At 70.0% G+C, this 26,981-nt stretch carries 27 protein-coding genes; 7 read left to right on the top strand and 20 right to left on the bottom strand.

The window, feature by feature from the left end; translation table 11 throughout:
* Window positions 1-39: 39 nt before the first annotated feature.
* Entirely contained in the window at window positions 40-2,673 is a 2,634-nt protein-coding gene (locus ACPU2J_RS18590) for a valine--tRNA ligase (protein ID WP_423833659.1), read from the top strand.
* A gap of 100 nt (window positions 2,674-2,773) precedes the next feature.
* Here ACPU2J_RS18590 and ACPU2J_RS18585 read toward each other — a convergent pair whose 3' ends face one another.
* The 3 genes from ACPU2J_RS18585 to ACPU2J_RS18575 are packed head-to-tail and all read right to left on the bottom strand — an operon-like array spanning window position 2,774 to window position 5,796.
* Window positions 2,774-3,700, bottom strand: a complete 927-nt coding sequence (locus ACPU2J_RS18585) for a glycosyltransferase family 2 protein (RefSeq protein WP_423833658.1) — start codon at window positions 3,698-3,700, stop codon at window positions 2,774-2,776.
* Window positions 3,697-4,413, bottom strand: a complete 717-nt coding sequence (locus ACPU2J_RS18580; RefSeq protein WP_423833657.1) for a class I SAM-dependent methyltransferase — start codon at window positions 4,411-4,413, stop codon at window positions 3,697-3,699. The genes ACPU2J_RS18585 and ACPU2J_RS18580 overlap by 4 nt, the downstream gene beginning before the upstream one ends.
* A gap of 42 nt (window positions 4,414-4,455) precedes the next feature.
* A complete protein-coding gene (locus tag ACPU2J_RS18575; protein WP_423833656.1) occupies window positions 4,456-5,796 on the bottom strand; it encodes a hypothetical protein in 1,341 nt (446 codons plus the stop codon).
* Between the two features lie 472 nt (window positions 5,797-6,268).
* Here ACPU2J_RS18575 and ACPU2J_RS18570 point away from each other — a divergent pair, with 472 nt between their 5' ends.
* The 3 genes from ACPU2J_RS18570 (at window position 6,269) to ACPU2J_RS18560 (ending at window position 9,725) form a co-directional block, all read left to right on the top strand.
* Window positions 6,269-7,492, top strand: coding sequence for a helix-turn-helix domain-containing protein (locus tag ACPU2J_RS18570; protein ID WP_423833655.1), 1,224 nt, complete (start codon window positions 6,269-6,271; stop codon window positions 7,490-7,492).
* A 10-nt stretch (window positions 7,493-7,502) separates the two neighbouring features.
* Complete coding sequence (locus tag ACPU2J_RS18565) at window positions 7,503-7,985, top strand: NUDIX domain-containing protein (RefSeq protein WP_423833654.1); 483 nt, start codon at window positions 7,503-7,505, stop codon at window positions 7,983-7,985.
* Window positions 7,986-8,957: 972 nt separating this feature from the next.
* Window positions 8,958-9,725 carry a hypothetical protein gene (locus ACPU2J_RS18560; RefSeq protein WP_423833653.1) on the top strand — a complete coding sequence of 256 codons (768 nt, stop codon included), beginning with the start codon at window positions 8,958-8,960 and terminating at the stop codon, window positions 9,723-9,725.
* Between the two features lie 61 nt (window positions 9,726-9,786).
* On the opposite strand, the gene ACPU2J_RS18555 is transcribed toward ACPU2J_RS18560, so the two are convergent.
* From ACPU2J_RS18555 to ACPU2J_RS18515, 9 genes are all read right to left on the bottom strand, one after another.
* Window positions 9,787-10,488 (bottom strand): GIY-YIG nuclease family protein, encoded by a 702-nt coding sequence (locus ACPU2J_RS18555; RefSeq protein WP_423833652.1) that lies wholly within the window; start codon window positions 10,486-10,488, stop codon window positions 9,787-9,789.
* 147 nt (window positions 10,489-10,635) lie between these two features.
* On the bottom strand, window positions 10,636-11,082 hold the full coding sequence (locus ACPU2J_RS18550) for a hypothetical protein (RefSeq protein ID WP_423833651.1): 447 nt from the start codon (window positions 11,080-11,082) through the stop codon (window positions 10,636-10,638).
* Window positions 11,083-11,210: 128 nt separating this feature from the next.
* Entirely contained in the window at window positions 11,211-11,540 is a 330-nt protein-coding gene (locus ACPU2J_RS18545) for a hypothetical protein (RefSeq protein WP_423833650.1), read from the bottom strand.
* Window positions 11,541-12,146: 606 nt separating this feature from the next.
* Window positions 12,147-12,824 (bottom strand): hypothetical protein, encoded by a 678-nt coding sequence (locus ACPU2J_RS18540; protein ID WP_420082386.1) that lies wholly within the window; start codon window positions 12,822-12,824, stop codon window positions 12,147-12,149.
* Window positions 12,825-13,043: 219 nt separating this feature from the next.
* On the bottom strand, window positions 13,044-13,322 hold the full coding sequence (locus tag ACPU2J_RS18535) for a hypothetical protein (protein ID WP_361593503.1): 279 nt from the start codon (window positions 13,320-13,322) through the stop codon (window positions 13,044-13,046).
* 81 nt (window positions 13,323-13,403) lie between these two features.
* The gene (locus ACPU2J_RS18530; protein ID WP_423833649.1) at window positions 13,404-13,916 is read right to left on the bottom strand and encodes a DUF5956 family protein; all 513 of its coding nucleotides are present in this window, start codon (window positions 13,914-13,916) and stop codon (window positions 13,404-13,406) included.
* Window positions 13,917-13,956: 40 nt separating this feature from the next.
* On the bottom strand, window positions 13,957-14,544 hold the full coding sequence (locus tag ACPU2J_RS18525; RefSeq protein WP_420080080.1) for an HD domain-containing protein: 588 nt from the start codon (window positions 14,542-14,544) through the stop codon (window positions 13,957-13,959).
* A gap of 6 nt (window positions 14,545-14,550) precedes the next feature.
* Window positions 14,551-15,852 (bottom strand): cytosine deaminase, encoded by a 1,302-nt coding sequence (gene codA, locus ACPU2J_RS18520; RefSeq protein ID WP_423833648.1) that lies wholly within the window; start codon window positions 15,850-15,852, stop codon window positions 14,551-14,553.
* Between the two features lie 61 nt (window positions 15,853-15,913).
* Complete coding sequence (locus tag ACPU2J_RS18515) at window positions 15,914-16,081, bottom strand: hypothetical protein (protein WP_420080082.1); 168 nt, start codon at window positions 16,079-16,081, stop codon at window positions 15,914-15,916.
* An 86-nt stretch (window positions 16,082-16,167) separates the two neighbouring features.
* Between ACPU2J_RS18515 and ACPU2J_RS18510 the strand changes: the two genes are divergently transcribed.
* Together ACPU2J_RS18510 and ACPU2J_RS18505 are read left to right on the top strand one after the other, a co-directional pair.
* Window positions 16,168-17,976, top strand: coding sequence for a prolyl oligopeptidase family serine peptidase (locus ACPU2J_RS18510; protein ID WP_423833647.1), 1,809 nt, complete (start codon window positions 16,168-16,170; stop codon window positions 17,974-17,976).
* Between the two features lie 63 nt (window positions 17,977-18,039).
* Window positions 18,040-18,843 (top strand): SURF1 family protein, encoded by an 804-nt coding sequence (locus ACPU2J_RS18505; RefSeq protein ID WP_423833646.1) that lies wholly within the window; start codon window positions 18,040-18,042, stop codon window positions 18,841-18,843.
* Here ACPU2J_RS18505 and ACPU2J_RS18500 read toward each other — a convergent pair.
* The 7 genes from ACPU2J_RS18500 to ACPU2J_RS18470 form a co-directional block, all read right to left on the bottom strand.
* Window positions 18,810-19,886, bottom strand: coding sequence for a hypothetical protein (locus ACPU2J_RS18500; protein ID WP_423833645.1), 1,077 nt, complete (start codon window positions 19,884-19,886; stop codon window positions 18,810-18,812). The genes ACPU2J_RS18505 and ACPU2J_RS18500 overlap by 34 nt on opposite strands.
* Window positions 19,883-20,407, bottom strand: a complete 525-nt coding sequence (locus ACPU2J_RS18495) for a SigE family RNA polymerase sigma factor (RefSeq protein ID WP_361593649.1) — start codon at window positions 20,405-20,407, stop codon at window positions 19,883-19,885. The genes ACPU2J_RS18500 and ACPU2J_RS18495 overlap by 4 nt, the downstream gene beginning before the upstream one ends.
* Before the next feature lie 566 nt (window positions 20,408-20,973).
* On the bottom strand, window positions 20,974-22,050 hold the full coding sequence (locus ACPU2J_RS18490; protein WP_365076113.1) for an aspartate-semialdehyde dehydrogenase: 1,077 nt from the start codon (window positions 22,048-22,050) through the stop codon (window positions 20,974-20,976).
* A complete protein-coding gene (locus tag ACPU2J_RS18485; RefSeq protein WP_361593521.1) occupies window positions 22,047-23,321 on the bottom strand; it encodes an aspartate kinase in 1,275 nt (424 codons plus the stop codon). Before ACPU2J_RS18485 ends, ACPU2J_RS18490 begins: the two co-directional genes overlap by 4 nt.
* Before the next feature lie 122 nt (window positions 23,322-23,443).
* Window positions 23,444-24,091, bottom strand: coding sequence for a DUF5063 domain-containing protein (locus ACPU2J_RS18480; protein ID WP_361593523.1), 648 nt, complete (start codon window positions 24,089-24,091; stop codon window positions 23,444-23,446).
* Window positions 24,084-24,683, bottom strand: coding sequence for a recombination mediator RecR (gene recR, locus ACPU2J_RS18475; RefSeq protein WP_361593525.1), 600 nt, complete (start codon window positions 24,681-24,683; stop codon window positions 24,084-24,086). The genes ACPU2J_RS18480 and recR overlap by 8 nt, the downstream gene beginning before the upstream one ends.
* An 87-nt stretch (window positions 24,684-24,770) precedes the next feature.
* On the bottom strand, window positions 24,771-25,115 hold the full coding sequence (locus ACPU2J_RS18470; RefSeq protein ID WP_361593527.1) for a YbaB/EbfC family nucleoid-associated protein: 345 nt from the start codon (window positions 25,113-25,115) through the stop codon (window positions 24,771-24,773).
* Window positions 25,116-25,429: 314 nt separating this feature from the next.
* Between ACPU2J_RS18470 and ACPU2J_RS18465 the strand changes: the two genes are divergently transcribed.
* A complete protein-coding gene (locus ACPU2J_RS18465; RefSeq protein WP_361593529.1) occupies window positions 25,430-26,185 on the top strand; it encodes an SLATT domain-containing protein in 756 nt (251 codons plus the stop codon).
* 51 nt (window positions 26,186-26,236) lie between these two features.
* On the opposite strand, the gene ACPU2J_RS18460 is transcribed toward ACPU2J_RS18465, so the two are convergent.
* On the bottom strand, window positions 26,237-26,887 hold the full coding sequence (locus tag ACPU2J_RS18460) for a hypothetical protein (protein WP_361593531.1): 651 nt from the start codon (window positions 26,885-26,887) through the stop codon (window positions 26,237-26,239).
* Between the last annotated feature and the right edge of the window lie 94 nt (window positions 26,888-26,981).

Raw genomic sequence — 26,981 nt, 5'->3', positions numbered from 1 at the left:
AGGCGAAGCCAGAGGTGCCACGGGCCTAGAATGACCGTCGTGACCGACAACACTCCACAGAGCCCCAACAGTGGGCCGACGCCTACCCATGAGCTGCCGACCCAGTACGCGCCGGCTGAGGTAGAGGGGGCGCTGTACGAGCGTTGGGTAGAGCGCGGGTACTTCGAGGCCGACGCGAAGAGCGAGAAGCCGGCGTACACGATCGTCATCCCGCCGCCGAACGTCACAGGCTCGCTTCACCTGGGCCACGCCTTCGAGCACACGCTGATCGACGCCCTCACCCGCCGCAAGCGCATGCAGGGCTACGAGACGCTGTGGCAGCCCGGCATGGACCACGCTGGCATCGCCACCCAGAACGTCGTCGAGCGCGAGCTCGCCAAGGAGGGCAAGTCCCGCCACGACCTGGGCCGCGAAGCCTTCGTCGAGCGCGTGTGGGAGTGGAAGGCCGAATCCGGCGGGCAGATCGCCGGCCAGATGCAGCGCCTCGGCGAGGGGCTGGCCTGGAGCCGGGACCGCTTCACCATGGACGAGGGTCTGTCCCGGGCCGTCCAGACCGTCTTCAAGAAGATGTTCGACGACGGGCTGATCTACCGCGCCGAGCGCATCATCAACTGGTGCCCCCGCTGTCTGACGGCCATCTCCGACATCGAGGTCGATTACCAGGACGACGACGGCGAGCTCGTCTCCATGAAGTACGGCGAGGGCGAGGACACCATCGTCGTCGCCACCACCCGCGCGGAGACGATGCTCGGCGACACCGCCGTCGCCGTCCACCCCGACGACGAGCGATACGCCCGCTTGATCGGGAAGCAGATCAAGCTGCCGCTGACCGACCGGTCCATTCCGGTCGTCGCTGACACGCACGTCGACCCGGAGTTCGGCACCGGCGCCGTCAAGGTGACCCCGGCGCACGACCCGAACGACTTCGCCATCGGCCAGCGCCACAACCTCGAATCCATCGAGGTCCTCGACGAGCGCGGCATCATCACCGTCCACGGCCCCTTCCAGGGCCTGGACCGCTTCGAGGCGCGCTCCGCGATCGTCGCCGCCCTGCGCGCCGAGGGCCGGATCGTCGCTGAGAAGCGCCCCTACGTCCACTCCGTGGGCCACTGCTCACGCTGCAAGACGACGCTGGAACCCCGCCTGTCGCTGCAGTGGTGGGTCAAGGTCGAGACCCTCGCCAAGGCCGCCGGCGACGCGGTCCGCGACGGCCGGGTCGACATCCACCCCGCCGACATGTCGCAGCGGTACTTCGACTGGGTCGACAACCTCAACGACTGGTGCATCTCGCGCCAGCTGTGGTGGGGCCACCGCATCCCGGTCTGGCACGGCCCGAACGGCGAACTGGTCTGCGTCGGCCCCGAAGACGAGCCGCCGACCGGCGAAGGCTGGACGCAGGACACCGACGTCCTCGACACGTGGTTCTCGTCCGGTCTGTGGCCGTTCTCCACGCTCGGCTGGCCCGAGCAGACGCCGGACCTGGAGAAGTTCTACCCGAACTCCGTCCTGGTCACCGGCTACGACCTGATGTTCTTCTGGGTCGCCCGGATGATGATGTTCGGTCTGTACGCGATGGACGGCCAGCCGCCGTTCCGCACGATCGCGTTCCACGGCATGGTCCGCGACGAGTTCGGCAAGAAGATGTCGAAGTCGTTCGGGAACACGGTCAACCCGCTGGACTGGATGGACAAGTACGGCTCCGACGCCCTGCGCTTCACCCTCGCCAAGGGCGCCAACCCGGGCGTCGACGTGCCGATCGGCGAGGACTGGGTCCAGGCGTCCCGCAACTTCGCCAACAAGATCTGGAACGCGACGCGCTTCGCGCTCATGAACGGCGCCACGGTCGAGGGCGACCTGCCGCCGGTCGAGCAGCTGTCGGCGACTGACCGCTGGATCCTGTCGCGGCTGAACAAGGTCGTCGCCGAGGCGGATGCGTACTACGAGGACTACCAGTTCGCCAAGCTCGCGGACGCCCTGTACCACTTCGCGTGGGACGAGGTCTTCGACTGGTACGTCGAGCTGTCGAAGACGACGTTCTTCGAGGAGGGCGACCAGGCCAAGGTCTCTGCGCGCGTCCTGGGCGAAGTCCTCGACGTCACCTTGCGGCTGCTCCACCCGATCGTGCCGTTCGTCACGGACACCCTGTGGACCACGCTCACGGGCGGCGAGTCGGTCGTCATCGCCGAGTGGCCGAAGGACTCCGGGTTCCGCGACGAGGCCGCGGAGCAGGAGATCGAGCTGGTCCAGCAGGTCGTTACGGAGGTCCGTCGCTTCCGCTCGGACCAGGGCCTGCAGCCGGGCCAGAAGGTCCCGGCCCGCCTGGAGCTCGACGGCACGGCGCTGGCCCCGCACGAGGCGGCCATCCGCCAGGTGCTGCGCCTCCAGCCGGAGGGCGAGGGCTTCGCCGCCACCGCCTCCCTGCCGGTGGCCGGCGCCACGGTCTCGCTCGACCTGTCGGGCACCATCGATGTGGCGGCCGAGCGCAAGCGGCTGAGCAAGGACCTGGCCGCCGCCGAGAAGGAGAAGCAGCAGGCCGAGGCCAAGCTCGGGAACGAGGCGTTCATCGCCAAGGCCCCCGACAACGTCGTGGACAAGATCAAGGGCCGGCTCGCCAAGGCCGAGTCGGACATCGCCCGGCTCCAGGCCCAGCTGGACAAGCTGCCGCCGCAGTAGGAGTCGGAACACGCCGAGGGGGCCCAGACCACGTGGTCTGGGCCCCCTTCGGGTTCTTCGGCCTCGGACACCCTCTGACTCGGGCTCTCGGCGGTGAAGCCTACGGAATGCGCAGCGTCTCGTACGGGCTCGACAGAGAGAACTCGCGTTGCTCGGCGACGATCTGGGCCTGGTGGAGATCGAACTTCGCCATGTGCAGGAGGTCGTCGAGGCGCGTCGGCTTCTGACCCAGCAGGTCGAGGGCGATCTCGGCAGCCCCGTCTCTCCGGTCCAGTCGGTCCTGGAAGAAGTCCAGGTTCTTCTGGACGACGAGGAGAGTCATGTCGAGCTCCGAGATCTCGGCATCGGACACTCGATCGCACCGAGAGTGCACTCGGTACTCGTAGAAGGGACCGGCGACGCAGTGGATGTTGTTGCCCGCCCCTCGCCTGTACCGGCTGGCCAGCAGGTTGACCGCGAAAGCCCAGTCACCCCACTTGAGCACCTTCGGGTCGTACAGCCCGCATTCGAGAGCGTCTGTCCGCCGGCAGACTATCGACGTCGGAACGTGGTGCTTGCGCGCCACCAGATCCTCGCGGCACGGGTACGAGGAGATGGTGAACCCCTCGAAGGCACCGATCATCCACGACATCGTGTGAACGAAGGCCGTATCGGCATCGGACTCGAGGGCCTCCACCGCCCTGTCCGGGTAGGACCCTTCCCTGAGGAGATGCGGGTCGGTGGCCAGCCGGTCATCGGCGTCCACCTGCATCACGTACTCCATCCGCGCGGCTGCCACACCGGCGTTCCTGGCCACGTGGTGCCCTTGGCGCTGTTCGAGCCGGACGACGCGTACGCCGGGCAGATCGGCGCAGGTGTCGATGGCCTTGAGGGTCGTGTCGTCATCCGACCCGTCGTCCACGATCACTACTTCGTGCGGACGCCGAAGCGGCTGCTCGACGACGGACTTCACGGCCTCGATGAGATAGTCGCCCGCGTTGTGGCAGGGGACAACGAAGCTGATGCCTCCAGAATCCGCGATGGTCACGCTGCCTCCCTTCCGCTCATGGCCGCGGTGCCGACTGGAGCCGGGCACCTGCGCGCCGCTATGACGGTCGCGCGAGCCGCTTTGAAGTAGGTGCGCCGTGAGCGCGTGTCCTGCTCGGTGTGGTCGTCCCAGCTCACGGTGACGTCCCAGCCCTCGTAGATCTGCTCCAGCGCGCGGCTGAATGACTCCCGCGTGTACCGGGCCTCGCCCTCGATGTGGATCTGAACGCCGTGGGCGTCTATCCGGAAGATCTCGGTGAAGACCTCCAGATAGTGCAGGTTGACCGAACGGGAACTCCGCACAGCCTGGGTGAGCAGAGCTTCGACGTCGTGCTGTGACAGGTAGTGGAGAACGTCCTTGGCGACGAGCGCGCCGAAGTCCTCCTGGACGGCGTACTGCTCGATGAGGGACTCCACCACCGTGACCCGCTCCGCCAGGTCCTCGTACTCCGAGAGCCGCTGAAGCAGCAGCTCGGCCGGGGCCTGGTCCACCGCGACAACGGTGAACCCGGCCTCGGCCAGGGCGATGGTGTACGCCCCGGCGCCGTACCCGAGGTCCAGAGCGCGACGCGGAGTGTCGGCGGGGACGGAAGCCAGCAGGGTGAGGAATCGCGCCGGAACGGGTGCGCGCAGCTTTTCGCCGGTGCTCCGGCCGTTCCGTAACGCGTCTGCGTAGAAGGCGTGGAGGGACGCCTTCGAGTGCTGTACAGGCAAGGGGCACCACCTGGGGCTGGAGGGATGAGCGAGGACAGGTACCTAGAACTCGGCGATCTCGACGGCCCGGCCAGGCGTGCGCAGAGAGGACGCCAACGCCTCGGTGACCTTCATCGGCAGCAGGTGGGCCGAGAGCGAGCTCCTGTTCTCGGTCCCCCGCAGCCAGTTCTCCATGAGCTGCCTGTTGCTGTCGCTGTGGAACAACCCGTCGAACATCTTGACCGACGTGTACCGCTCCTCCGGCAGCAAAGAGGCGTTCGCCCTCGTGGTCAGCCGAGCGAAGGCGTCGATCTTGTCCGCGTTGTGCCCGCGGGGCACGTCGTAGCAGTGGACGTGTGCGGAGTAGAGGGTCGACAGCTGCGCTTCGAGGTCGACGCTGGAAGTGCGCCCGTTCTTGTTGTAGACGTCATCCGGGAGGTCCTGCCAGCTGCGGATGGACGGCGTCGTCTGCTCGAAGGACAGCGTTCCGACGGTCAGTGTCCGATCCGACTCGACGTCGACCAGCCGGAACGTGGCGGTGATGTCCGTCTCGCCGAAGGAATGCGCCAGGCTCTCGGCGTCCGGCCAGCGCGAGTGGCCGTCCTCGAACCGGCTGGCGGCCGGATTCGGGATCCGGAGGTGCTGGTCGGTCGGGAAGGCACCGAACGAGCTGACTTCGAGCCTGAAGCGGCGGTCGGGAAACACGAGCTTGTTGAGGGACAGGCACTGCACGGCGAGATCGATGTAGTGGTAGGCGCCGTGCATCACCATCCCGTAGCCGTACCGGTAGGGGTGATCGTCCCGCGACTCGTACTCGTGCTGGAGGTTCCACACGCCGCCGGCGGCTCGCAGGTGGAAGGACGTGACGGGGGCCTGCCAGTCCCGCACCCGCTCTTCGAGCGAGCGGAGTAACTCCCCGTTGTAGATGCGGTGATACCGGCTCAGCGTCATCACGGAGTGCTTGGCGCCGGTACGGCCGGCCTGACCGATGAGCTCCTGCATCACCTCGGTGATCCGGGACGGTGCGAACTGGCCGTCCACCAGCGGAGCCAAGACCGGCTTCTCCACCAGCGAATCGATGCCGTTCTCGACGCAGTAGCGCAGATAGGCTTCGTGCGCCCGCACCTCGGTCGCGATGTACACCTTCATCGGCAGGTCGGGCAGACGGAGCTGCCTGAGGGCGGCTCCGATCAGCTCCGGCTGTGTCTGCTGTGTGGCCGCGCCGCTGCCCGGAAGGTAGACGACCTCCCGAGGCTTCAGGGCGACACCCTGTATGCGTTCCTCGATCGTCGACCTCTCCGATTCCAGATCGATGACGGAATACGAGTCGACGTGGCCGGCTTCGATGGCCTCCCTGATGCAGGGCAGGTACTTGTTGGCGACGATCTCGTCGAAACCGACCACGACGAGGTTGCGCCGACGAGCACCAGGGCGGACATCACGAGCGGAAGCCCGCCCCAGCGGATCCTCGACACAGCGGAGGGTCGGCGGCCTGGGGACCGAGACCGTTGTTGTCCGAGACGTTCGAGAGTCGGTTTTCATCCGCGTCACTCCCACTCGTGCTGTCACTGTTCGGAGCCGTTCCGAAGTAGACCGGACGTCGATCGCCGCAGTGGTGATCGCCTCTTGCTGAACTGCCTGCTGCATGCACCGATCGACGGACATGCCCTCTTCCGACCTCACTGATGAGGTGGCCTCTCACGGGTGCGGCGAACGTGCGTCATTGGCCAAAGCCGGGTTTTGCAAGCCGAGTTGCTTGCATCTCCCGGCGGCTTTCTCGGTCTGTTGCGACAGTAGCCAGGGCGCCCCACGACACCCCGGAAAATCCTTCCGGGGTCCACTTCGGCCACGAGGTGATGATCAGGACATGCGAGGGATGACAGAGAACCTGACCATCGGCGAGCGCGTCGCCTGGTACCGGCGGCGGCGCGGCCTCTCCCAAGAGGTGCTGGCCGGCCTTGTCGGCCGCACCACTGACTGGCTGAGCAAAGCGGAGAACAATCGGATCGAGCTTGATCGCCTCTCGGTGATCACCTCACTCGCCGAGGCCCTCGATGTCTCCCTTGGAGACCTGCTCGCCGAGCCGACACTCATGGAGTGGTCGGCCGACAGCGGCCACCGCACAGTCCCAGCGTTGCGCGAAGCGCTCATGGACTACAAGCAGCTCACGCCCCTGCTGGGGCCTGCACCCGATGACGAGCCACCTGCCCTACAGGACCTTCGTTCCAACGTGAGGGAGGTCCTCGACGCCTATCAGGCGTCCCGCTACGGATTCGCCACTCGACGTCTTCCCCTCCTCCTGACAGACGCCCTCGCCGCATCTCGCGCTTACTCGGGGCATGAGAGGGAGGAATCCCATGCGCTACTCGCCCTGGCCTACCACGGCGCAGCCATGGTGCTGGGCAAGGTTGGTGAGTCCGAGCTGGCATGGATCGCAGCTGACCGCGGTCTGGCAGCCGCGCAGCACAGCGGCCGAAGCCAGGTCACAGGTTCGCTCTTCCGCGCGGTCACGCACTGTCTCCTGGCCACCGGCCGCTTCACGGCAGCGGTCCAGCTCGTGAACGACGCGGCAGCCGTCATGCAGCCGGAACTGGGCACTGCAGACGACGAGTACCTCTCGGTGTACGGCACGTTGTTCCTCACCGGCGCAATGGCCGCTGCACGAGCAGAGGACCGGGCAGCTACGCAGACTTTCCTCCGAGAGGCCGACGAGACCGCGCAGCGACTCGGCGCCGATGCCAATCACATGTGGACAGCCTTCGGTCCGACGAACGTGGCGATCCACTGCGTAGCCACCGCCGGCGAACTCGGTGACATTCAGATTGCTGCGGACCTCGGCGCGCGCATCGACACCAGCGGTATGCCAGTGGAACGGCGTGTGCGGCACAGCCTCGAAGTCGCCAGGGCGCTGAGTGCCTGGAACCGGACCGACGAAGCCCTGGCCGTCCTGCTGGCAGCCGAACAGGCCGCCCCCGAACAGGTCCGCCACCACTACATGAGTCGAGAGCTGGTCATCGGCTGGATACGCGGTACCAGAGGCCGGCCGTCCCATCCCGTGGCAGACCTGGCCCGAAGGCTCCACATCGTGGCAGGCGGCTAGAGTCGAATCCGTGAGCGAGAACGAGCATGAAGCGAAGATGGCCCACCCCCGCATGGCGGCTGGCGCCCTCTTCTTCGACGAAGCTGATCGAGTCCTGCTCGTCGAGCCGTCGTACAAGGACTATCGAGATATCCCCGGAGGCTACGTCGAGGAAGGTGAGTCGCCTCGACAAGCCTGTGTGCGTGAGGTCCAGGAGGAATTGGGCATCGAGCCGCACATCGGCCGCCTCCTCGTCGTCGACTGGGCACCGAACCCAGGAGAGGGCGACAAGGTCCTCTACCTCTTCGACGGCGGCCGTCTTAGCGCAGACCACCGCCAGCAGATCGCACTGCAAGCGGACGAGCTCCGTGGCTACGACTTCCACGGCGCCGAACAGGTGCCAGACCTCACCATCCCCCGCCTCGCACGCCGAATCGTCGCTGGCATCCAGGCCCGAACGAACGGCCTGACCGCCTACCTGGAACACGGACAGTCGCCGGAAACAGGGGCCTGACCGCACCTGCCTTCGAGGAGCGCGTCGGCCGATCTGGGCCGCCGCTCGGCCCTGGCATTCCGACGAGGAGGAGACCGGCGTATATGGGCAGGACTGAGATCCTGATGCCGCCGGCCAGCAGTGCCGACGGTAGGTCCCTGGAGCGTGTGGCGCTTGGTTTTTGGGGCCTCTGGTGCCCACCGGAGTATGCATAGAGTCGTGGGCGACATTGAAGGCGCAGTTATGACCTGCGCCTTCGGGACCCGCTGGGCTTGATGGCAGACAGTGGGTGGCTGCTGTACGGGTGTGCAGAGGCAACGGCCGCGACAGGGAGGTGGTGGAACATGGTATCGATGGCGTCGAGATCGGCCTCAGAGAACGTCACAGTGACGCCTTTCCTTGAGTGAGGAAGCTGCTTGATGTTGTCGCGGAGCCACCGTTCCTTGACCCGGAGGACCTCGGCCGCCTCGGGGTAGGTGTAGCGCCGATTCGGGCCGCGTTCCGGCACGTCCCTCTCCTTTTCACTTCCCACTGGTCGTCCTCCTGGCGCGTCTGGCTTGCGCGGACAGAAGTGCGAGCCTCGCGAAGTGCGCCTTGCGCAGCGACTGGGCGGCGTCTTCGATCTGCTTGGACGTACCCGTGGGGTGGAGCTTTCGAGCGTCGCTTAGAAATCGGGACTCACTCGCTTTGCGTGCCGCCTTGGTGCGGGCGGGGCGGTCCGCCGTGTTTGCCCAGCTGATGTGGGCAGCGAGGCGACTGCGAAGCGAACGTTCCGTGGGGTCCACCGTTGGGCCTCCTTCACCGATGTTCTGTGGTGGATGGTTCTCTGCGAGGTCGCAGTACGGGCCTGATGGGCAGTCGGATCACGCTTTAGGGTGAAGGGCCAAGCGTTGCGTCCCGGGTTGCGCCGTCGGTCCTGTAGCTTCCCCGTCGGCCGCGTAGGCGCACCAGCTTTGCAGCCCCCGTACGCTTCTGATCCTCCGAGGGGAATCGATGGCCAAGCTCACTGAGGAGCAGAAGGCGAAGCGTGCAGCCGCGCGAGCCCGCCGTGAGGCCCTTGCCGCAGAGGAGAAGGATCGCCGGGACACGGAGCGGCGTGAAGCATGGGCACGTGAAGGTACACGGCTCACCTGGGACGAGTACAACGTCGGGGTGCCATGTCGGGGCTGTGGCGAACCCATGTATGACGGCTTGGGCAGCTGGCCGGGGCTCATGTACCTCACCGAAGAGGAGAAGCGCGACTACGAGGCCATGGAAGCGCGGTTCCGGCAGCTGCACCCAGACTGCAAGAGCGGCCGCTGGGGCACAGGCGGGTCGCGCGTGAGGCACTGCTGTCTGTGCTGTCCGCCACCACCGGTGGGGCCGGCGCAGATCGAGAAACTAACTCGGCTTTTTCAGACCTTTCCCTCTGCTGAGGAACGCAAGAAGGACCTGGACGCCTGGGAGCTGATCCTCACCTGCGATCACGTGACCACTTTCATCCAGCACCGGGAGAACACCTACGTCCGGCGAGTGGTCGACTGTCCTGAGTGTCAGACGCGACGCGGGGTTGTCGAGAGCAAGCGGCTCGGGCCCGCATATACGGACGGTGGCGTGGAGGCCGCCCGGAGTGAGATTGAGCAGGCACGTCTCGCTGCCGAGTTGACCAAGGCGAAGGAGCAGTTCCGGCGCCAGCAGCAGCGTGCTGCTGCCACGAGCAGCCGGATCGAGGAGCTCCAGAAGCAGCTCAGCCCGACTGTACGGGGCGACGGCATTGCGTGAGCGGACGGGGTGGATTGGGTGGCACGCGGGGGCGGAGCCGCACCTCCCCTGACAGCCGGGGTTACAGAGTCTTGACGTACGCGTCGATGATCGTGGGCGCCTGCCCGTAGTCCATACGGAAGAACTCGCGATCGCCCCGAAGCCGATACTCGGCAAGTAGCGCGTGAAGATCGCCTTCCACGCGGCGAGCGTGTGGAACCATCCACGCGCCTCGTGCCCCGTAGGGGATAGGGACGCCTGTCGAGGAGCTGATCTCCCTCGCCCGTGTCGCCACGTCTCGGTCCGTGTAGCCCACCTTGAGGATGCCCGGCATCTCCCGTGTCGACAGGACGTAGATGAAGCCGTGGTCCGCCTTGCGCAGGGGCGTGCCTTCGATGAACCGCTGGAGAGTCGCAACCAGATCACGAGTGGCGAGCGCAGCGATCAGGCGAGACGTGGCTGTGGTGTCGCAGTCCTGTATCGCCCTGCGCAGGGCCAGTAGGTCGCCGGAGACACCCCTGGCTGGCCGGTAGGGCGGAAAGCCGAGCTGACTCCACACCGTGAACCAGTCCCATTGGTCCTTCTTGTAGGTCCGGGTGAACAAGCCTTTGATCACGGAGAGATCATCGAGTCGCCCCAGGGCAGCCGTACGACCATCCACCAGGGTTGCAAGCACGGTATGGGCTGCCCGGATGCGCTCTGCCTGCACATTCGGCTTGATCGGAGCCATGCCAAAGCCCCACTTCTGCTCGACGCGGGCCGCTGGCTTGGGTGCTGCTGTCATCCGTTGATCTTACGAAGCCCCCTACGGCATCCCAGACCCAGCTCCAGCCTTGCCACCTGGTCTCAGTTCGGGTCTCATTCGGGATCGTCCAACCTCGTCCGTAGCCCAGTCGGTGATCCCACTGCCGCAGGTCAGGACGCCTGTCGGTCAGTACTCATCCAGCTTCAACCAGGGCTCGACGCCAAGCTCTTCGGCCTCTTCATCCATCCTCTTCGCACTGAGCCGGACATTCAGCATTGCCGCGGTCGATGTGGCCTCCGGCGCTCGCCCGATAATCGCTGCACGTGAGGTCGCCACGGCCGCGGCCCAGGTCTGCGCGGCATCCGCGAACTCCTGGGTTTCGGCGGGGGCACGAGATGCGTACTTCTTGAGGTTCTCCGCTTCGAGCTGCGCCACGAGCTGCACGCTCTCAACCTCAGTCCTCGCGTCACGGGCAGCGACCGCCTTGGACTCCAGTTTCATCTCGTCCTGGATTCGGTCCACCGATGTCCGGACGTCGGCGATGGACTTCTCCGCCTCGGCGCTGGTTCCACACCCTGCCAAAAGCGAAACCAGCCCCAGCAGCGCAGTGGCGGCAATGCGTGATGACCTCATCATCCCCCCTGGCAGCAATCTCTAGCACCAGGCCCCCCTGACACGTGATCATGATTGCAGAGGCCGCCACACACCGAACCGCTCCGAGTCAGCCATTCGTTTGACGCCGATGCGTCGGTGGATATGGATCAGTGGTTCGCCCCTGAGCCGGCGCCGACATCACGCAGCACATCCCTCGGGTGGCGGCCAGGTGGGAGCAGAATCACGTTGTCGAGTACCAGCGCCTGTGACAGCAGATGTCCGTTAGGGCTGTCGGCACGTACGAGCCGCAGCCCCCGCCGCTCGGCGAAGAGGTAGAGCTCGGCGGCGGCCTGGATCCGCTCGTACTCCGACGACGAGATGGTGACGAGGCCGCGCCCGTCCTCGGTGTCCGTGGGAATTGCGGGAGGTGCAGGCACCGCCTGAACGCTCTCCTCTTCTGTCTCCCTGGAGCCTGTGGTTCCGATCTCGATCGTCATGTGAAGTCCTCGTCCGTGGGGGAGATGATGCAAACCGGGAACCGCTGCCCAACACAGCCTGTGTCGGCCCACAACACGTCTTGGGCCGCTCCGCCGGTTCACGGCAGGGCCGAAGATCACCCCTCTGGGGGACCCGGGCAAGCCGCGCTGCGGGGAGCCAGCTGGGAGCCGTTCTGCTCCCCGAGGCCCCTTGAGGCTCCCCCAGACCGTTCGAGGCCACGGCGTTGACCAGGGGAAACGTCGTTCGCGCAGGTGGGGATCTTGGATGGACCTCATTCGGGACGAAGAGGTCGTGGGTTCAAATCCCGCCACCCCGACAGAGTAGGACCAGGTCGGCCAGGTACTGAATTCAGTACCTGGCCGACCTGTTTCTGTTGAGTGACTACGGTCTCGGATCGACCCTCAAGATCTCGTCCGTGGCAGTCGCCCCCGCCTGGATCACGGGCCGGATCTGCTTCCGGTAGGCCGCTTCGGTCACGGCCGTACCGGAGTGCACGACGAGTCGGAAGATCTTCTGGTTGGGGCCGTCGGAGCCGGCCCGGCCGACGAGGCCGGCCGTGCTGACCGGTGGTCAGGCAGATTGCCCCGGGGGCGGGTTCGGGCGGGTCAGAGGCTGTGGGCGGTGATGTCGCCGTACCCCGTGGTCGCCCGGAGGCTGAGGTCGGGGGACGGGCCCGCGGTGTTGTTCAGGGAGTTGCGGACCCGGCCGTGGCCAGTGCCCGCGTCCAGGGAGGCCGAAACCCCGCGGGCGACGCCCACCACGATCTCCCCGTACCCGGTCTCCAGGGCGACCTCGCCGCCCACCGCCTCGGCGATCCGTACGTCGCCCTTCTGCGTGCCGATCCGCGCCGGGCCGCCCAGGCGTCCCACCGCCACGTCGCCCGCCTGGAGCGTCAGCCGCGCGCCCTCCGCCTCGTCCAGCTTCACCGCCGCACGGGCCGCCTCCAGGACGACCTCGCCCAGCCGGCCGACCCCCCGGAACTCGGCATCCGCCACGACCGCCTCCACGCGGGAACCCGCCGGCGTCCGCACCGTCACCTCCACCGCACCGGCCGACCCGCCGATCAGCCCGCTCCGCTTCCCCTCAGGGATCTCCACCCGCAGGACCCCCGCCTCGTACGAGACCAGCGCCCTGCGGGCCGCCTCCGCGTCGCGGCCCTTGGACCGGTCCGCCGGGAGCACCTCCACCACCGTGTCCTCCCGGTCCGCCGCGATCAGGCGGATCCGGCCCGCCGGGACACCCAGGACCACGGCGATCGGGGCCGGCGTGGCGAACTGCTCCATCGTGAACTCCTGCATCGTGAACTCCCGCGTTCCCTCGCTGCCGTCGGTGTTTCCGACAAGAGAAACGCTAAGTTGCGTTTTCGAGAGAGGCAACATGCTTGTTGCGCGATGGATGCATTTTCGCAGGTGGGAGTGGATAAATCGTTGCAACTGGGCTGCGGGGAACGCAATGAATCGGCAGCCTGCGTTGCAATGGATTGGAGGTGAACGCTCCGTCGCTCAGTACGGGCGCGGCGACATGATGTGCGGCTGCGTCGACGGGGTCTCGAAGACGCAGCGCGGGAGGCCCGGACCGGGGGTCGCGCGGACCGAGGCCTCGGTCGGCGGGTCGGTCGGCAGTTCGACGTGGACCGTCACCGGGTGGTCGTGGTGCGTCGTGGCGAAGCCCGTCTCCTTGCCGTCGACCAGGACCGCCACGACCGCGGTGCGGCCGGTCTCGACGGTGGCGCTGACCGAGTGCCCGGCGTGGTCGATGTGGAAGTGGTGCCGCCGCCTCATGAGATCGCCTCCCGGAACGCCCCTCCGGCCGTGCCCCTCCGTCCAGCGTAGCCACCGCGACGCCGCGGCGCCGGGCGGGCCTCAGGCTCCGGGCCCGGCCAGGGAGGCCAGTTCCGTGCGGGTCAGGTCCAGGAGGGCGGTGGACGGTCCGTCCGTCGGCGCGCGGCCGGCGGCGAGCGCGTCGAGGTGGGCGAGGAGCGCCCCGACCGTGGTGAAGGGGCCGACCGGGCGGAGCAGCCAGAGCCGGCCGCCGGGCCGGGGCGGGAGCCCGAGGGCGGCCAGGACCTCGTCCGCCTCGCGGTCCAGGCCCCGTACGTCGCGCTCGGGAAGCGGGGCGCACTCCACCCCGGTGATGTGGCCGTGGCCGTCGAGCGCGGTGTCCACCGCCCAGTGGGTGGAGCGGTCGGGGATCCAGGTGCGGGCCGCCGGGGGCCAGACGTACGGGAGGAACACCCAGCGCAGGTCCTCGGGGGCCGGCTCCCAGCCGAGCACCTCCAGCTCCCTGATCTCGGGCAGCCGGTCCGGTTCCAGTTCGCTGCGGCCGGTGCGGCGCAGTGCGAGCGGGTGCGGTGTTCCGTCCTCGTCCCACGACATGCGGGCACGCTATCCGAAGCGGCGGCGGATCCCCGTGACGTCAGACGGCGTCCAGCGGGTTGGCGGCGATGCGGGAGGCGGCGCCGCCGGCCACGTAGGCCGCCGCGGCGCAGTGCGGCTTGCGGACCGCCTGGTCCTCCATCAGGGCGAGGAACCCGGCGCCGAAGCCGCCGCGCGGGTGTGCGGCGAGCAGAGCGGCGGTGAAGGAGGGGTCGAACTCCGCGACGCGCAGCCCCGACACGTCGGCGCTGGTGCCGACCTGCAGCAGGTGGCTCTCCACGTCCTCGGCCGCCGTCACGTCGTCCCGCATGTGCAGGACGATCACCTCCGCGGCGCGGGCCCGCCGGGCGGCGGGCCAGCCGAGTCCGGCCGTCAGGACGCGGGCGACGTGGCCGCCCGCCTCCTCGAAGGGAAGGGTGTGGCTGTCGAACGGGGCGGTCAGGCCCAGGTCGTGCAGCAGGGCCGCGACGTAGAACAGCTCCCGGTCGTACTCCAGGCCGTGCCGGTCCGCGTACGCGGCTCCGAAGGCGTAGGAGCGTACGGAGTGGTGGAGCAGTTCCGCGTCCGCGTACTCGGATGCGATCTCCAGGGCGGCACGGGCCGATGCGGTGTCGAGCGTCCACGTCATGGCACGTCAGCCTAGGCGGCGGCGGAAGTCGACGTCCGAGGGGGCCTCCCCCGGCCAGGACAGCCGGGTGGGGGCGGGCGGGGTCTCGGCGAGGACGGAGCCGCGCGAGACCACGTACCGCGGGCGCACCTGGCGGCGGATCGCCTCCTCGGGCGAGGGCGCGGGCAGCAGGACGAAGGAGGCGGGCGCGCCGGGGGTGATGCCGTACTCGTCGGCGCCGAGGCCGAGGACCCGCGCCGCACGGTCCGTCACCATCGAGAAGGCCACCGGGATGTCGTCGGCGCCGGTGAGCTGGGCGGCGTACAGGCCGACGAGGGCGGTCTGGAGCGGGTTGGCGGTGCCCAGCGCGTTCCACGGGTCCATCACGTCGTCGTGGCCGAAGGCGACGTTCACCCCGGCCGCCAGCATCTCCTTGACTTGGGTGAGGCCGCGGCGCTTGGGGTAGGCGTCGAAGCGTCCCTGGAGGTTGAGGTTGGCGAAGGGGTTGGCGACCAGGTTGATGCCGGAGCGGGACAGCAGCCGCTGGAGCTTGAAGCTGTAGGCGCCGTTGTAGGAGCCCATGGCGGTGGTGTGCGAGGCCGTGGCGCGCTCACGCAGGCCCGTCCGCAGGGCGAGGGTGGCGAGGACCTCCACGAAGCGGGACTGCTCGTCGTCGATCTCGTCGCAGTGCGCGTCCACGCGCAGGCCGTGTTCCTCGGCGAGCGCGAAGGCGGTCCGCAGCGAGGCGACGCCGTCCTCGCGGGTGTCCTCGAAGTGCGGGATCGCGCCGACCACGTCCGCACCGCGGGCGACCGCCTCGCGCAGCAGTGCCTCGCCGTCGGGGAAGGAGGCGATGCCCTCCTGCGGGAAGGCGACGATCTGCAGGCTCATGACGTCCCGCACCCGGTCGCGGACTTCGAGGAGCGCGTCGAGCGCGGTGAGCGCCGGGTCGGTGGTGTCGCAGTGGGTGCGCACGTGCAGCACGCCCTGGGCGGCCTGCCAGCGCAGCACCTCGGTGGCGCGGGCGATGACGTCCTCGCGGGTCAGGGTCCGCTTGCGTTCGCTCCAGCAGGCGATGCCCTCCCACAGGGTGCCGGAGGTGTTGGGGCGCGGCTCGCCCGCGGTCAACGCGGTGTCGAGGTGGATGTGCGGTTCGACGAAGGGCGCGATGAGCAGGTCGCCGTGCGCCTCGATCAGGACGCCCGTGGCCGGCGGCTCCTTCTGGTCGTCGTACGGGACGACCCGCGCGATGCGGCCGTCCTCCCCGACCTCCACGTCGGACAGGCCTGAGACGTGCAGCAGCCGGGCGCCCCGGACGATCATCCGCATGGCGCCAGCGTACGTCCGGCGGGCGCCGCGCGGCCCTCCGGACGGCCCCGACGTCCGCGCGTCAGCCGCGCTTGGCCTGGGCCTTCTGCTGCATGCCGCGCGTCTTCGCGGAGATCGAGTGGATGTCCTTGACGGCGGCCTTGGCGCGGGCCTCGGCAGCCGTGTTCTTCGCCAGGGCGCGTTCGGAGTCCTGGTGCCGGTGGTGGCCGGTGCGGGCCTTCCTGGCCATGATCGTCCTCCTTGGGCTACGGCTTCCACTGTGCGCCCGTTCGGAGCAGTCGGCATCCCGGCGGCCGCTGCGGCAACAATGGGCGCATGACCAGCGACAGCGAGACCACCACCGACGGGATGCCCGACTGGGAGAAGCGGTTCAGGGCGCCCCGCGTCGGGCTGCCCGACTGGGCCGAGGACGCCCCGGACCGTTCGCTCTTCGTCTCCAACGCGACCGGGACCTTCGAGATCTACGCCTGGGACCGCGCCACCGGCACGCAGCGGCAGGCGACCGACCGTCCCAACGGCACCACCGACGGCACCCTCTCCCCCGACGGCGAGTGGATCTGGTGGTTCTCGGACACCGACGGCGACGAGTTCGGCACCTGGGTGCGCCAGCCCTTCGCGGGCGGCCCCGACGAGCCGGCCACCCCGGGCCTGGAGCCCTCGTACCCGGCCGGGCTCGCCATCGGGCGCGACGGCACCGCGGTCGTCGGCCGCTCCACCGACGAGGACGGCTCGACGGTGCACGTGGTCCGCCCGGACGGCTCCGCGCCGACCGTGATCTACCGGCACCGGGAGTCGGCGGGCGTCGGCGACCTGTCCCGCGACGGCACCCTGGTGGCGATCGAGCACACCGAGCACGGCGACGCGATGCACTCCGCGCTGCGCGTCCTCACCCTCGACGGCACCGCGGTCGCCGACCTGGACGACTCGCGCGGCGGGACCGAGGAGCTGGGCCTGGAGGTGCTGGGCTTCGCCCCGGTCGAGGGCGACACCCGGCTGCTGATCGGCCACCAGCGGCGCGGCCGCTGGGAGCCCCTGGTGTGGGACGTGGTGGCCGGCACCGAGGAGGAGCTCGCGATCGACCTGCCCGGCGACGTGAGCGCCGAGTGGTATCCGGACGGCTCCGCGCTGCTGCTCGCGCACAGCTTCGAGGCCCGCAGCGAGCTGTGGCGCTACGACCTGGCCGCGCGGGAGCTCGTCCGCGTGGACACGCCCCCGGGGTCGGTGTCGGGGGCCACGGCGCGCCCCGACGGGACCGTGGAGTACCTGTGGTCCTCGGCCGCCGAGCCCGCCACCGTACGGTCCACCGCGGGCGGGATCGTCCTGGACCCGCCGGGCCTGCGGCCCCCGGGCTCCGTGCCGGTGGAGGACGCCTGGGTGGAGGGTCCGGGCGGCCGGATCCACGCGCTCGTGCAGCGCCCGGTGGGCCACGGCGCCGGCCCCTTCCCGACGGTCTTCGAGATCCACGGCGGGCCGACCTGGCACGACAGCGACGCCTTCGCGGCGGCCCCGGCGGCCTGGCTGGACCACGGTTTCGCCGTGGTGCGGGTCAACTACCGCGGCTCGACCGGGTACGGCCGCGCGTGGACGGACGCCCTGAAGCACCGGGTCGGCCTGATCGAGCTGGAGGACATCGCGGCGGTCCGCGAGTGGGCGGTGTCCTCGGGCGTCGCCGACCCGGCGCGCCTGGTGCTGTCGGGCGGATCCTGGGGCGGCTACCTGACCCTGCTGGGCCTGGGCACGCAGCCTGAGGCCTGGGCGGTGGGCCTGGCGGCCGTGCCGGTCGCCGACTACGTGACGGCCTACCACGACGAGATGGAGGCCCTGAAGGCGCTGGACCGGACCCTCTTCGGCGGTACTCCCGAGGAGGTTCCCGAGCGCTTCGAGGCGTCCTCGCCGCTGACCCACGTGGACCGGGTGACGGCACCCGTCCACATCGCGGCGGGCGTCAACGACCCGCGCTGCCCGATCCGGCAGATCGACAACTATGTGGACCGGCTCGCCGCGCGCGGCGCCGTGCACGAGGTGTACCGCTATGACGCGGGGCACGGTTCGCTGGTGGTGGAGGAACGGATCAAGCAGGTCAGGATGGAGCTGGAGTTCGCCCTGAAGCACCTGCCGCGCTGACCGGCCGGAGGTAAAGGACGCCCCAAGAGACGTCGCCCGGTGCACCCCCCGTACGGTGGTGGGGTGCACCGGTTTCTCCTGACCCCGCGGTGGTGGGGGATCAACGTCTTCGTCGTGCTCGGCGTCCCCTTCTGCCTGTTCATGGGGACCTGGCAGCTCGGCCGGTTCGAGGACCGTGTCGACACCCACCGGGAGGCGAAGGCCGAACGGCCCGCCGACCTGGCGGCCGAGCCGCTGGACGCGCTGCTCCCGGTCGACAAGAGGACCTCCGGACGGCTCGCCTCCACGGCCGGCGAGTACGCCGAGCAGATGCTGGTGCCCGAGCGGCGGCTCGACGGCGCGTCCGGTTTCTACGTGCTGACCCTGCTGAAGACCGACTCCGGCAAGGTCGTCCCCGTGGTCCGGGGCTGGCTGCCGGGCCCGGCGGACCCCGCGAAGGCCCCGGCACCGCCGACGGGCCGGGTCGAGGTCACGGGGGCCCTGCAGTCCTCCGAGAACTCGGGCACGAAGGGGGTCCACTCCCAGGGCGGGCTGCCCGCGGGTCAGCTCGGGATGATCGGCGCGGCCTCGCTGGTCAACCTGGTCCCGTACGACCTGTACGACGCCTGGCTGACCGTCCAGACCCCGGCCGACGGGATGAAGCCCGTCCCCGCCCAGGCGCCGAGCAACACAGGGCTCGACCTGAAGGCCTTCCAGAACCTCGGCTACACCGGCGAGTGGTTCGTCTTCGCCGCCTTCGTGCTCTTCATGTGGTTCCGGCTCTACCGCCGCGAGGTGGAGACCCTGCGCGACGCCGAGGCGGGGCTGCTGGAGGCCCCCGCCCCGCAGGACGATCAGTCGGCGAGCGGGATCGCGCCCGTCCGGTAGACCGTTCCCCCGCACGCGTCGAGGATCGTCGCCCGGGTGGTCGGCCCGCCCGCGGTCTGGGGCGTGTGGGACACCTCGACGTTCGTGGGCGCCGGACCGGCCCCGCTCTGCGGGTCGGAGGCCACCCCGCTGCCCAGGGCTCCCGAGGTCCCCTCGGACCCGTTCTGCGGAGGCTTGCCGCCGGTGTCGGCGGCCGCCGTGCACGGCTCGCCCGGCGGCACCCAGGCGAAGCGGACCTCGTAGGACTTGTTCGGCGGGAGGACCACCACCGGGGACTCGGAGGAGGTGTCGCCGAGCAGTCCGCTCGCGGGGTCCCCGCTCGTGTGGCCGACCACGGCCACGGACGGGCCCGGGGCCAGCGACGCGCTCGACGCGGAGGCGGCGGTGACGGCGTCCCGGCCGGCCACGGCGCAGCCCTGGCCCGAGACGTTGGTGACCCGGAAGCCCCCGTACACCTTGCCGTCGGTCTCGGGAGCGCGGGCGAAGCCCACCACTCCGAGCTGTTCTGCCCCGCACCCGGGCACGCCCGGCGCGGCCACGGGCGGCAGGGGCCCCACCACGGAGCCGCCGGTGGCGGCGGAGGTGCCGGGGATGCCGGCCGACGGGCCGACGGTCAGGCCGCCGCTCGGGAGTCCGCCCGGCGGGGTGTCCGGCTGCCCGGTGGCGCCTCCCGCCGTCGGAGGCGCCGGGGAGCCGGTGGCCTTGGGGTAGGCCCCGAATCCGTTCTGGTGCGGGTCCGAGGAGCCGGGGCCGGCCTCGTCACCGGCGTGCGTGCCGTGCCCGGCCATCGCCGGACGGTCCGCGTCCGGGTCCCCGCCGTCCGCCAGGTGCAGGCCGGCCGGGACGGCCCCGCCGGCGATCAGCACCGCCGCGGCGGCGCCGATCAGGGCCCGGCGCCTGCGGGCCCGGCGCGCGGGGACGGCGCAGCGCAGCCGCTCCAGCGCACCCTCGGAAGGCTCCAGGCCCTCCACGGCCCCGCGCAGGAGGATGCGCAGTTCGTCCTCGCCGCCGGCTCCGGCGGACGGTGTGGTCTGGTCCCTCATGACTGCGCAGCCTCCATCGCCACCCTCAGCGCGGCAATGCCCCGCGATCCGTACGCCTTGACCGAGCCGAGCGATATTCCGAGCGTCTCCGCGACCTGGGATTCCGTCATGTCCGCGAAGTAGCGCAGCACCAGCACCTCGCGCTGGCGGCGCTGGAGCCCCCGCATCGCCTTGATCAGGTCGTCGCGCTCCAGCTGGTCGTACGCGCCCTCTTCGGCGCTGGCCATGTCGGGCATCGGCTTCGACAGCAGCTTGAGGCCGAGGATGCGCCGGCGCAGGGCCGACCGGGAGAGGTTGACGACGGTCTGACGCAGGTAGGCCAGGGTCTTCTCGCGGTCCCGGACCCGGTTGCGGGCCGAGTGCACGCGGATGAAGGCTTCCTGGACCACGTCCTCGCAGGAGGCGGTGTCGTCCAGGAGCAGGGCCGCCAGGCCGAGGAGCGAGCGGTAGTGGGCCTGGTAGGTCGCCGTGAGGTGGTCGACGGTGGTGCCGGCGACGACCTCGGGCACGGCGTCCGGCACCGCCTCGGCGACGAGCTCGGGCGCCGCCGCGACAGCGGCCTCGGTGGCTGCCTCCGCGACGGTCTCGACGGCGGTCTCGGCGGCCGCCTGCGCGTCGGCCTCGGGCGGCGCTTCCACGGAGGCCTCGGACACCGCCTCCGCGCCGGGCGGCGTTCCGGCCGCCCCGGACGTCTCGTCCGTGCCGCTCCCGTCCGCCTCAGCGCCGTCGCGCTGCGCGGGCACGAGGCCGCTCCGGATCGGTACGGCGGGCCGCGCGGGCGCCCGCGTGGGCTCCGTCGGCGGGGGGACCGGAACGATCACGGGAAGACCGCCGCCGGACGCACGGAAGCCCCGCTGCGACGGGATGGTCCCGGTGCGCACCGGTGGGACGGCGAGTTCGAGGAGTGCCTCTGCCACGCCTGTAGGACACGCGTCCCCCCGTCAGGGTTGTACGCGTGCGGCAGCCCCCCATGCAGAATCCCTCTTGCGCTCATGCGTACCCGCTCTTCCCGATTGCCCCGTCCTGTCGAGACGGCATTCGGGCCATCACCTTGATCAAGGGATCGGCACCGATCCTACAAAGCGAATTACGCAGTTTCACCTGCGATCAGTTCCGCGATCTGCGTGGCATTCAGAGCGGCACCCTTGCGCAGGTTGTCGGCGCACACGAAGAACTCCAGCGCGTACGGGTCGTCCAGGGAGGCCCGCACCCGTCCCACCCAGGCAGGATCCGTTCCCGCGGCGTCCACCGGGGTGGGGAACTCGCCCGCCGCCGGGTCGTCCACGAGCACCACGCCGGGCGCGGCCTCCAGGACCTCGCGGGCCTGCGCGGCCTTCACGGGATTCGCAAAACGGGCCCGTACGGTCAGGGACTCCCCCGTCAGCACCGGCACCTGCACGCAGGTCACCGAGACCGGGAGCCGCTCCAGTTGCAGGATGCGGCGGGTCTGCGCCCGTACGGCCAGCTCCTGCGAGGACCAGCCGTCCTCGCGCAGCTCTCCGCACCAGGGCACGACGTTGAGGGCGAGCGGGCCCGCGAAGGGGCCCGTGTCCTCGCCGACGGCGCGGCGGACGTCGCCGGGCTGCTCGCCCAGCGAGGTCCCGGCGACCAGCGACAGTTGGCGGCGCAGGGTCTCGGAGCCGGCCCGTCCGGCGGCGCTCGCCGCCTGGTACGTGGAGACGGCCAGCTCGGTCAGGCCGTACTCGGCGTGCAGCGCGCCGAGCGAGGTGATCATGGCCGCGGTGACGGTGTCCGGGGCGGCGACGATCCCGCGCGGCCGGTTCCGTACGGCGTGGGCGTTGATCTCGGGCACCACCAGCGGCACCCCGGGGTCCTCCCGGAAGGCGGCCGACTGGTCGACGACGACCGCGCCGCGCGCGGTGACGACGGGGGCCCATCGGGCGGAGACCTCCGCCGGGGTGAGGAAGAGCGCGACGTCGCCCGGCCCGAGGCCGTCGAAGGCGTCCTCGGTGAGCGCGAGCACCTCGCACTCCTGCGCGCGCACGGCCAGCATGCGGCCGGCCGAGCGCGCGGAGGCGATCAGGCGGATGTCGCCCCAGACGTCGGCCCGCTCGGACAGCATCCGGAGCAGGACCGAACCGACCGCCCCGGTCGCCCCGACGACGGCGAGTGCCGGAGCCGGGGTCGACCGGGCGGGCGTCATCGTCCGGTGCCTCCGTAGACGACGGCCTCGTCGCTGTCGGAGTCGAGGCCGAAGGCCGTGTGCACGGCGCGGACCGCTTCGTTGACGTCGTCCTGGCGGGTCACGACCGAGATGCGGATCTCCGAGGTGGAGATCAGCTCGATGTTGACGCCCGCGTCGGACAGGGCCTGGAAGAAGGAGGCGGTGACGCCCGGGTTCGTCTTCATGCCGGCGCCGACCAGGGAGATCTTGCCGATCTGGTCGTCGTAGCGCAGGGAGTCGAAGCCGATCGCGCCCTTCGCCTTCTCCAGGGCGTCGATGGCCTTGTGGCCCTCGGCCTTGGGGAGGGTGAAGGAGATGTCGGTGAGGCCCGTGGAGGCCGCGGAGACGTTCTGCACGATCATGTCGATGTTGATCTCGGCGTCCGCGATGGCGCGGAAGATCGCCGCGGCCTCGCCCGGCTTGTCCGGGACGCCGACGACCGTGATCTTTGCTTCGGAGACGTCGTGGGCGACTCCGGAGATGATGGCGTGCTCCACCTGCTGGTCCCCTTGCGGATTCTCGTTGCTGACCCAGGTGCCCGGCAGTCCCGAGAAGGACGAGCGGACGTGGATCGGGATGTTGTATCGGCGTGCGTACTCGACACAGCGGTGCAGCAGCACCTTGGAGCCGGAAGCCGCCAGTTCCAGCATGTCCTCGGAGGAGATCCAGTCGATCTTACGGGCCTTCTTCACGACGCGGGGGTCCGCGGTGAAGACGCCGTCGACGTCGGTGTAGATCTCGCAGACCTCGGCGTCCAGCGCCGCGGCGAGCGCCACGGCGGTGGTGTCCGAGCCGCCTCGGCCGAGGGTGGTGATGTCCTTGGAGTCCGCGGACACCCCCTGGAAGCCCGCGACGATGGCGATGTTGCCCTCGTCCAGCGCGGTGCGGATTCGGCCCGGCGTGACATCGATGATGCGCGCTTTGTTGTGGACCGAGTCGGTGATGACGCCTGCCTGGCTGCCGGTGAACGACTGGGCCTCGTGGCCCAGGTTTTTGATCGCCATGGCCAGCAGGGCCATGGAGATCCGCTCTCCGGCGGTCAGCAGCATGTCGAATTCGCGCCCGGCAGGCATCGGGGAAACCTGCTCGGCGAGATCGATCAGCTCGTCCGTCGTGTCGCCCATCGCGGACACCACGACGACCACTTGGTGGCCGTTCTTCTTGGCGTCCACGATCCGCTTGGCGACGCGCTTGATGCCCTCGGCATCGGCTACGGAGGAGCCTCCGTACTTCTGCACGACAAGGCCCACGTGCGCTCCTCGCTCAGTCCGTCTCATTGCGGGTGCAGTCTAACGAGCGACCGGGATCCGACCGCCTCGTGCCACATCATGAGACGAAAAGATGAGATCCCGGGTTCCCTCGGCGGGCGCGCTCAGGCGCGGCCGAGACCTCCGAGCTCCTGCGCCATCACCTGTCCGGCCTGCTCCGCGAGGTCCTCCTCGGTCAGGTCCTCGTCCGTGTCGAGGCCGTCCAGGGCGGCCAGCGGCTGGTCCAGGCGCACGTGCGAGATCAGCGACTGGAGGGCCCGCAGGGTCGCCGAGGCCGTCGGACCCCAGTTGGTGAAGTACGAGAACTGCCACCACCACAGCGCCTCGGTGACCCGGCCGGCCTGGTGGTGGATGAGCCCGTGCCGCAGGTCGGCGACGACGTCCGCCAGGTCGTCGGAGATCCGGTGCGCCACCGGGGCCTTGCGCGGCTCGTAGGGGTCGAAGACCTCGGAGTAGACGTCGACCGGCTCCAGCATGATCGCGAAGCGCTCGCGCAGCTCGTCGACGTCCGGCTCCGGGCCGAGGTCCGGCTCGTAACGCTCGTCGGGCAGCACGTCCTGGTACGCGCCCAGCCGGCCGCCCGCGAGCAGCAGCTGGGACACCTCCAGGAGGAGGAAGGGCACCGCGCTGTCCGGGTCCTCTCCCTTGGCCACCTCGGTGACCGCGACGATGAACGACTCGATCTGGTCCGCGATCGAGGCGGCGAAGTCGTCCGGATCCTGGCCGAGAGCGTGCAGCGTTGCGTCAGACATCGAGAAGTCGCCTTCCTTCAAAGGCCCGCCCCAGCGTGACCTCGTCCGCGTACTCCAGATCTCCCCCGACGGGGAGCCCGCTGGCCAGGCGGGTGACCTTCAGGCCCATGGGCTTGATCATGCGGGCGAGGTAGGTGGCGGTGGCCTCGCCCTCCAGGTTCGGGTCGGTGGCGAGGATCAGCTCGGTCACCTCGCCGTCCGCCAGGCGTGCGAGCAGCTCGCGGATGCGCAGGTCGTCCGGGCCGACGCCCTCGATCGGACTGATCGCACCGCCGAGGACGTGGTACTTCCCCCGGAACTCGCGGGTGCGCTCGATCGCGACGACGTCCTTCGGTTCCTCGACGACACAGATGACCGCGGCGTCCCGGCGCGGGTCGCGGCAGATGCCGCACCGCTCCTCCTGCGCCACGTTCCCGCACACGGCGCAGAAGCGGACCTTGTCCTTGACCTCCAGCAGCGCGTGGGCGAGCCGCCGGACGTCGGTGGGCTCGGCCTGCAGGATGTGGAAGGCGATCCGCTGCGCGCTCTTGGGCCCGACGCCGGGCAGCCTGCCCAGTTCGTCGATCAGGTCCTGGACCACGCCTTCGTACAACGGACTGCCTTCTTTCGTCGGATGGGGATCGGGTGCGGCGGGAACCGCGTGCGTGCGCGGAAGCGTACGCACGCACCCGCGCGCGCACTAGAACGGCAGGCCGGGAATTCCGCTGCCGCCGCCCAGGCCCTGGGCGAGGGGGCCCAGCTTCTGCTGCTGGAGCGCCTGGGCATTCTCGTTGGCGGCCTGGACGGCCGCCACCACGAGGTCGGCGAGGGTCTCCGTGTCCTCGGGGTCCACGGCCTTCGGGTCGATCACCAGGGCGCGCAGGTCTCCGGAGCCGGTGACGGTCGCCCTGACCAGGCCGCCGCCCGCCTGCCCCTCGACCTCGGTCCGCGCCAGCTCCTCCTGCGCGGCCGCGAGATCCTGCTGCATCTTCTGGGCCTGCTGGAGCAGCTGCTGCATGTTGGGCTGGCCACCACCGGGAATCACTGGGCACTCACTCCTGTGTCGATGCCGTCGCGGTCCGGAGCCCGCCGGCCCTGGAAGTCCGGCGCGATCTCCGCGACCTTCGGAACGCTTGGTCAATCCGAGCCTACGTGCTCCCCGGGCGCCGCGCCCTACGCCGAGAGGACCAACTCTTTCGAGTGAGAGGCGGGGCGTGCGCGTACCTGATGGAGCCCTCCTTGCGAGCGGAAAAGGCGGGATTCGTTGTCCATCGCCCGTCATTCGAAGGTAGGAAGGGCATGCGCATCATTGCGCACACGCGCACCACCACACGTCAGCGCAGGCAGAGGGAGTGCCGGGTGAGCCAGCCGGAGATGCAGCCCGAGGGGCCGGCCCGGGACCCCCGGGATGCCCGGGAGGAAGGCGGCGTACCGATGGCGGCGGGGGATCTGACCGGCCGGCCGTTCCCCCTCGGCGACTGGGGCGAGCCCGCCGAGCGGCTCGACGAGCTCTACCGGCGGGTCGAGGCGGACGCCCTGCGCACCGCCGAGTGGTACCTGTCCGACCGGGCGTGGAAGCGCCGCGGGGCCCGCATCCTGCGCGTCGGCGCCGCCCTGGGGGCCGTCACGGGCGCCGCGATGCCGGTGCTGGAGCTGACGGGCTCGGCGCCGGGCGGGTCCACGTACGGCTACCTGGCGCTGCTGCTGGGCGCGGCGGCGCTGGCCTGCGACCGCTTCTTCGGGCTGACGTCCGGGTGGATGCGCGACGTGGCGACGGCGCAGGCGGTGCAGAGGCGGCTCCAGACGCTGCAGTTCGACTGGGCCTCGGAGAACGTGCGCGAGGTGCTCGGCCCCACCGAGGGCACCGCCAGCGAGGCCGCCGAACGCTGCCTGACGGTGCTGCGCCGCTTCTCGGAGGACATCACGGAGCTGGTGCGGTCCGAGACGGCGGACTGGATGGTGGAGTTCCGCGCCGGGCCGGCGCCGCTGGTGATGCAGTCGCTGGGTGCCTCCGCGGCGCGGCCGGACGCGTACGTCCCGCCGGCCCGCTTCCCGATGCCGCCGGGCACCCGCCCGAACATGCCCCGCCAGCGCCCTCCGGAGCAGCCCCGCTGAGCGGCGCGTCCCGGCCTGCCGACGGGGGCGGGCCGGGGCGTCCGCGGCCCGTCAGCTGAAGATGATCATCGATCCCTGGCCCAGGCTCCGCGTGGCCGCGGCGTGCAGCCCGAGCCACACGTGCCGCTCCCGCGCGAAGGGGCTGTCGTCGTGCGGAATGGGCCCCGCGGACTCCTCCAGCGAGGTGGGCCGCCCCGGCGGCGCAGGGGCCGCGGGCGGGTTCCCCGGGTCTATCCCGATGGTCGGGGCGACGAACACCAGCTCCCGCAGCAGCCCCTGGGCGGACCCCAGCGGCCCGCCGCCGGCCAGCAGCTCCTCGTTCGCCAGCGGCGCCGGGAAGTCCACCGGGACGTAGGCCCCCGCATGGTCGTAGTGCCACACCAGGTGCGACTGCTGCGCCGTCGGCTCGAACATCTCCAGCAGCTGCTCGTAGTCCCCGCCCAGCTCGTCCACCGGGGTCACCGGCAGCCCGCAGATCTGGAGCAGGTACGCCCGCCGCAGGAAATGCAGGGCGTCGTAGTCGAAACCGGCGACCGGGGCGACGTCCCCGCTCAGACCCGGCATGTACGGGAACACGGGCACGGACGGCAGCCCGGCCGCGCCCAGCACCTTGTCGTACGAGGCGATCTCTTCCGCGAAGGGGTTGTCGGGGCTGTGGCACAGCACGTCGACAAGGGGGACCAGCCACAGGTCACAGGCCACACGGCCTCCGATCAGTCGTTGCCGCCGATCCGGCCAGGGTAGTGGGCCGGACACCCTCCGCGAAGGGGTGCGCAGAACCTCGGCGGCTCCCCCA

Source organism: Streptomyces manipurensis, assembly GCF_049570255.1.
GTDB classification, from domain to species: domain Bacteria; phylum Actinomycetota; class Actinomycetes; order Streptomycetales; family Streptomycetaceae; genus Streptomyces; species Streptomyces manipurensis.
The sequence above is the reverse complement of the archived record's forward strand: the minus strand, read 5'-3'. Positions and strand labels throughout refer to the sequence as shown.

Coding starts and splice junctions, on each gene's coding strand:
- ACPU2J_RS18480 (WP_361593523.1), bottom strand. CDS start 24,091: ATGTCTGACGCAACGCTGCACGCTCTCGGCCAGGATCCGGACGACTTC.
- ACPU2J_RS18510 (WP_423833647.1), top strand. CDS start 16,168: ATGACCAGCGACAGCGAGACCACCACCGACGGGATGCCCGACTGGGAG.
- ACPU2J_RS18540 (WP_420082386.1), bottom strand. CDS start 12,824: ATGGAGCAGTTCGCCACGCCGGCCCCGATCGCCGTGGTCCTGGGTGTC.
- ACPU2J_RS18490 (WP_365076113.1), bottom strand. CDS start 22,050: ATGACGCCCGCCCGGTCGACCCCGGCTCCGGCACTCGCCGTCGTCGGG.
- ACPU2J_RS18525 (WP_420080080.1), bottom strand. CDS start 14,544: ATGACGTGGACGCTCGACACCGCATCGGCCCGTGCCGCCCTGGAGATC.
- ACPU2J_RS18570 (WP_423833655.1), top strand. CDS start 6,269: ATGACAGAGAACCTGACCATCGGCGAGCGCGTCGCCTGGTACCGGCGG.
- ACPU2J_RS18500 (WP_423833645.1), bottom strand. CDS start 19,886: ATGAGGGACCAGACCACACCGTCCGCCGGAGCCGGCGGCGAGGACGAA.
- ACPU2J_RS18560 (WP_423833653.1), top strand. CDS start 8,958: ATGGCCAAGCTCACTGAGGAGCAGAAGGCGAAGCGTGCAGCCGCGCGA.
- ACPU2J_RS18530 (WP_423833649.1), bottom strand. CDS start 13,916: ATGTCGTGGGACGAGGACGGAACACCGCACCCGCTCGCACTGCGCCGC.
- ACPU2J_RS18550 (WP_423833651.1), bottom strand. CDS start 11,082: ATGAGGTCATCACGCATTGCCGCCACTGCGCTGCTGGGGCTGGTTTCG.
- codA (WP_423833648.1), bottom strand. CDS start 15,852: ATGCGGATGATCGTCCGGGGCGCCCGGCTGCTGCACGTCTCAGGCCTG.
- ACPU2J_RS18515 (WP_420080082.1), bottom strand. CDS start 16,081: ATGGCCAGGAAGGCCCGCACCGGCCACCACCGGCACCAGGACTCCGAA.
- ACPU2J_RS18535 (WP_361593503.1), bottom strand. CDS start 13,322: ATGAGGCGGCGGCACCACTTCCACATCGACCACGCCGGGCACTCGGTC.
- ACPU2J_RS18555 (WP_423833652.1), bottom strand. CDS start 10,488: ATGACAGCAGCACCCAAGCCAGCGGCCCGCGTCGAGCAGAAGTGGGGC.
- ACPU2J_RS18545 (WP_423833650.1), bottom strand. CDS start 11,540: ATGACGATCGAGATCGGAACCACAGGCTCCAGGGAGACAGAAGAGGAG.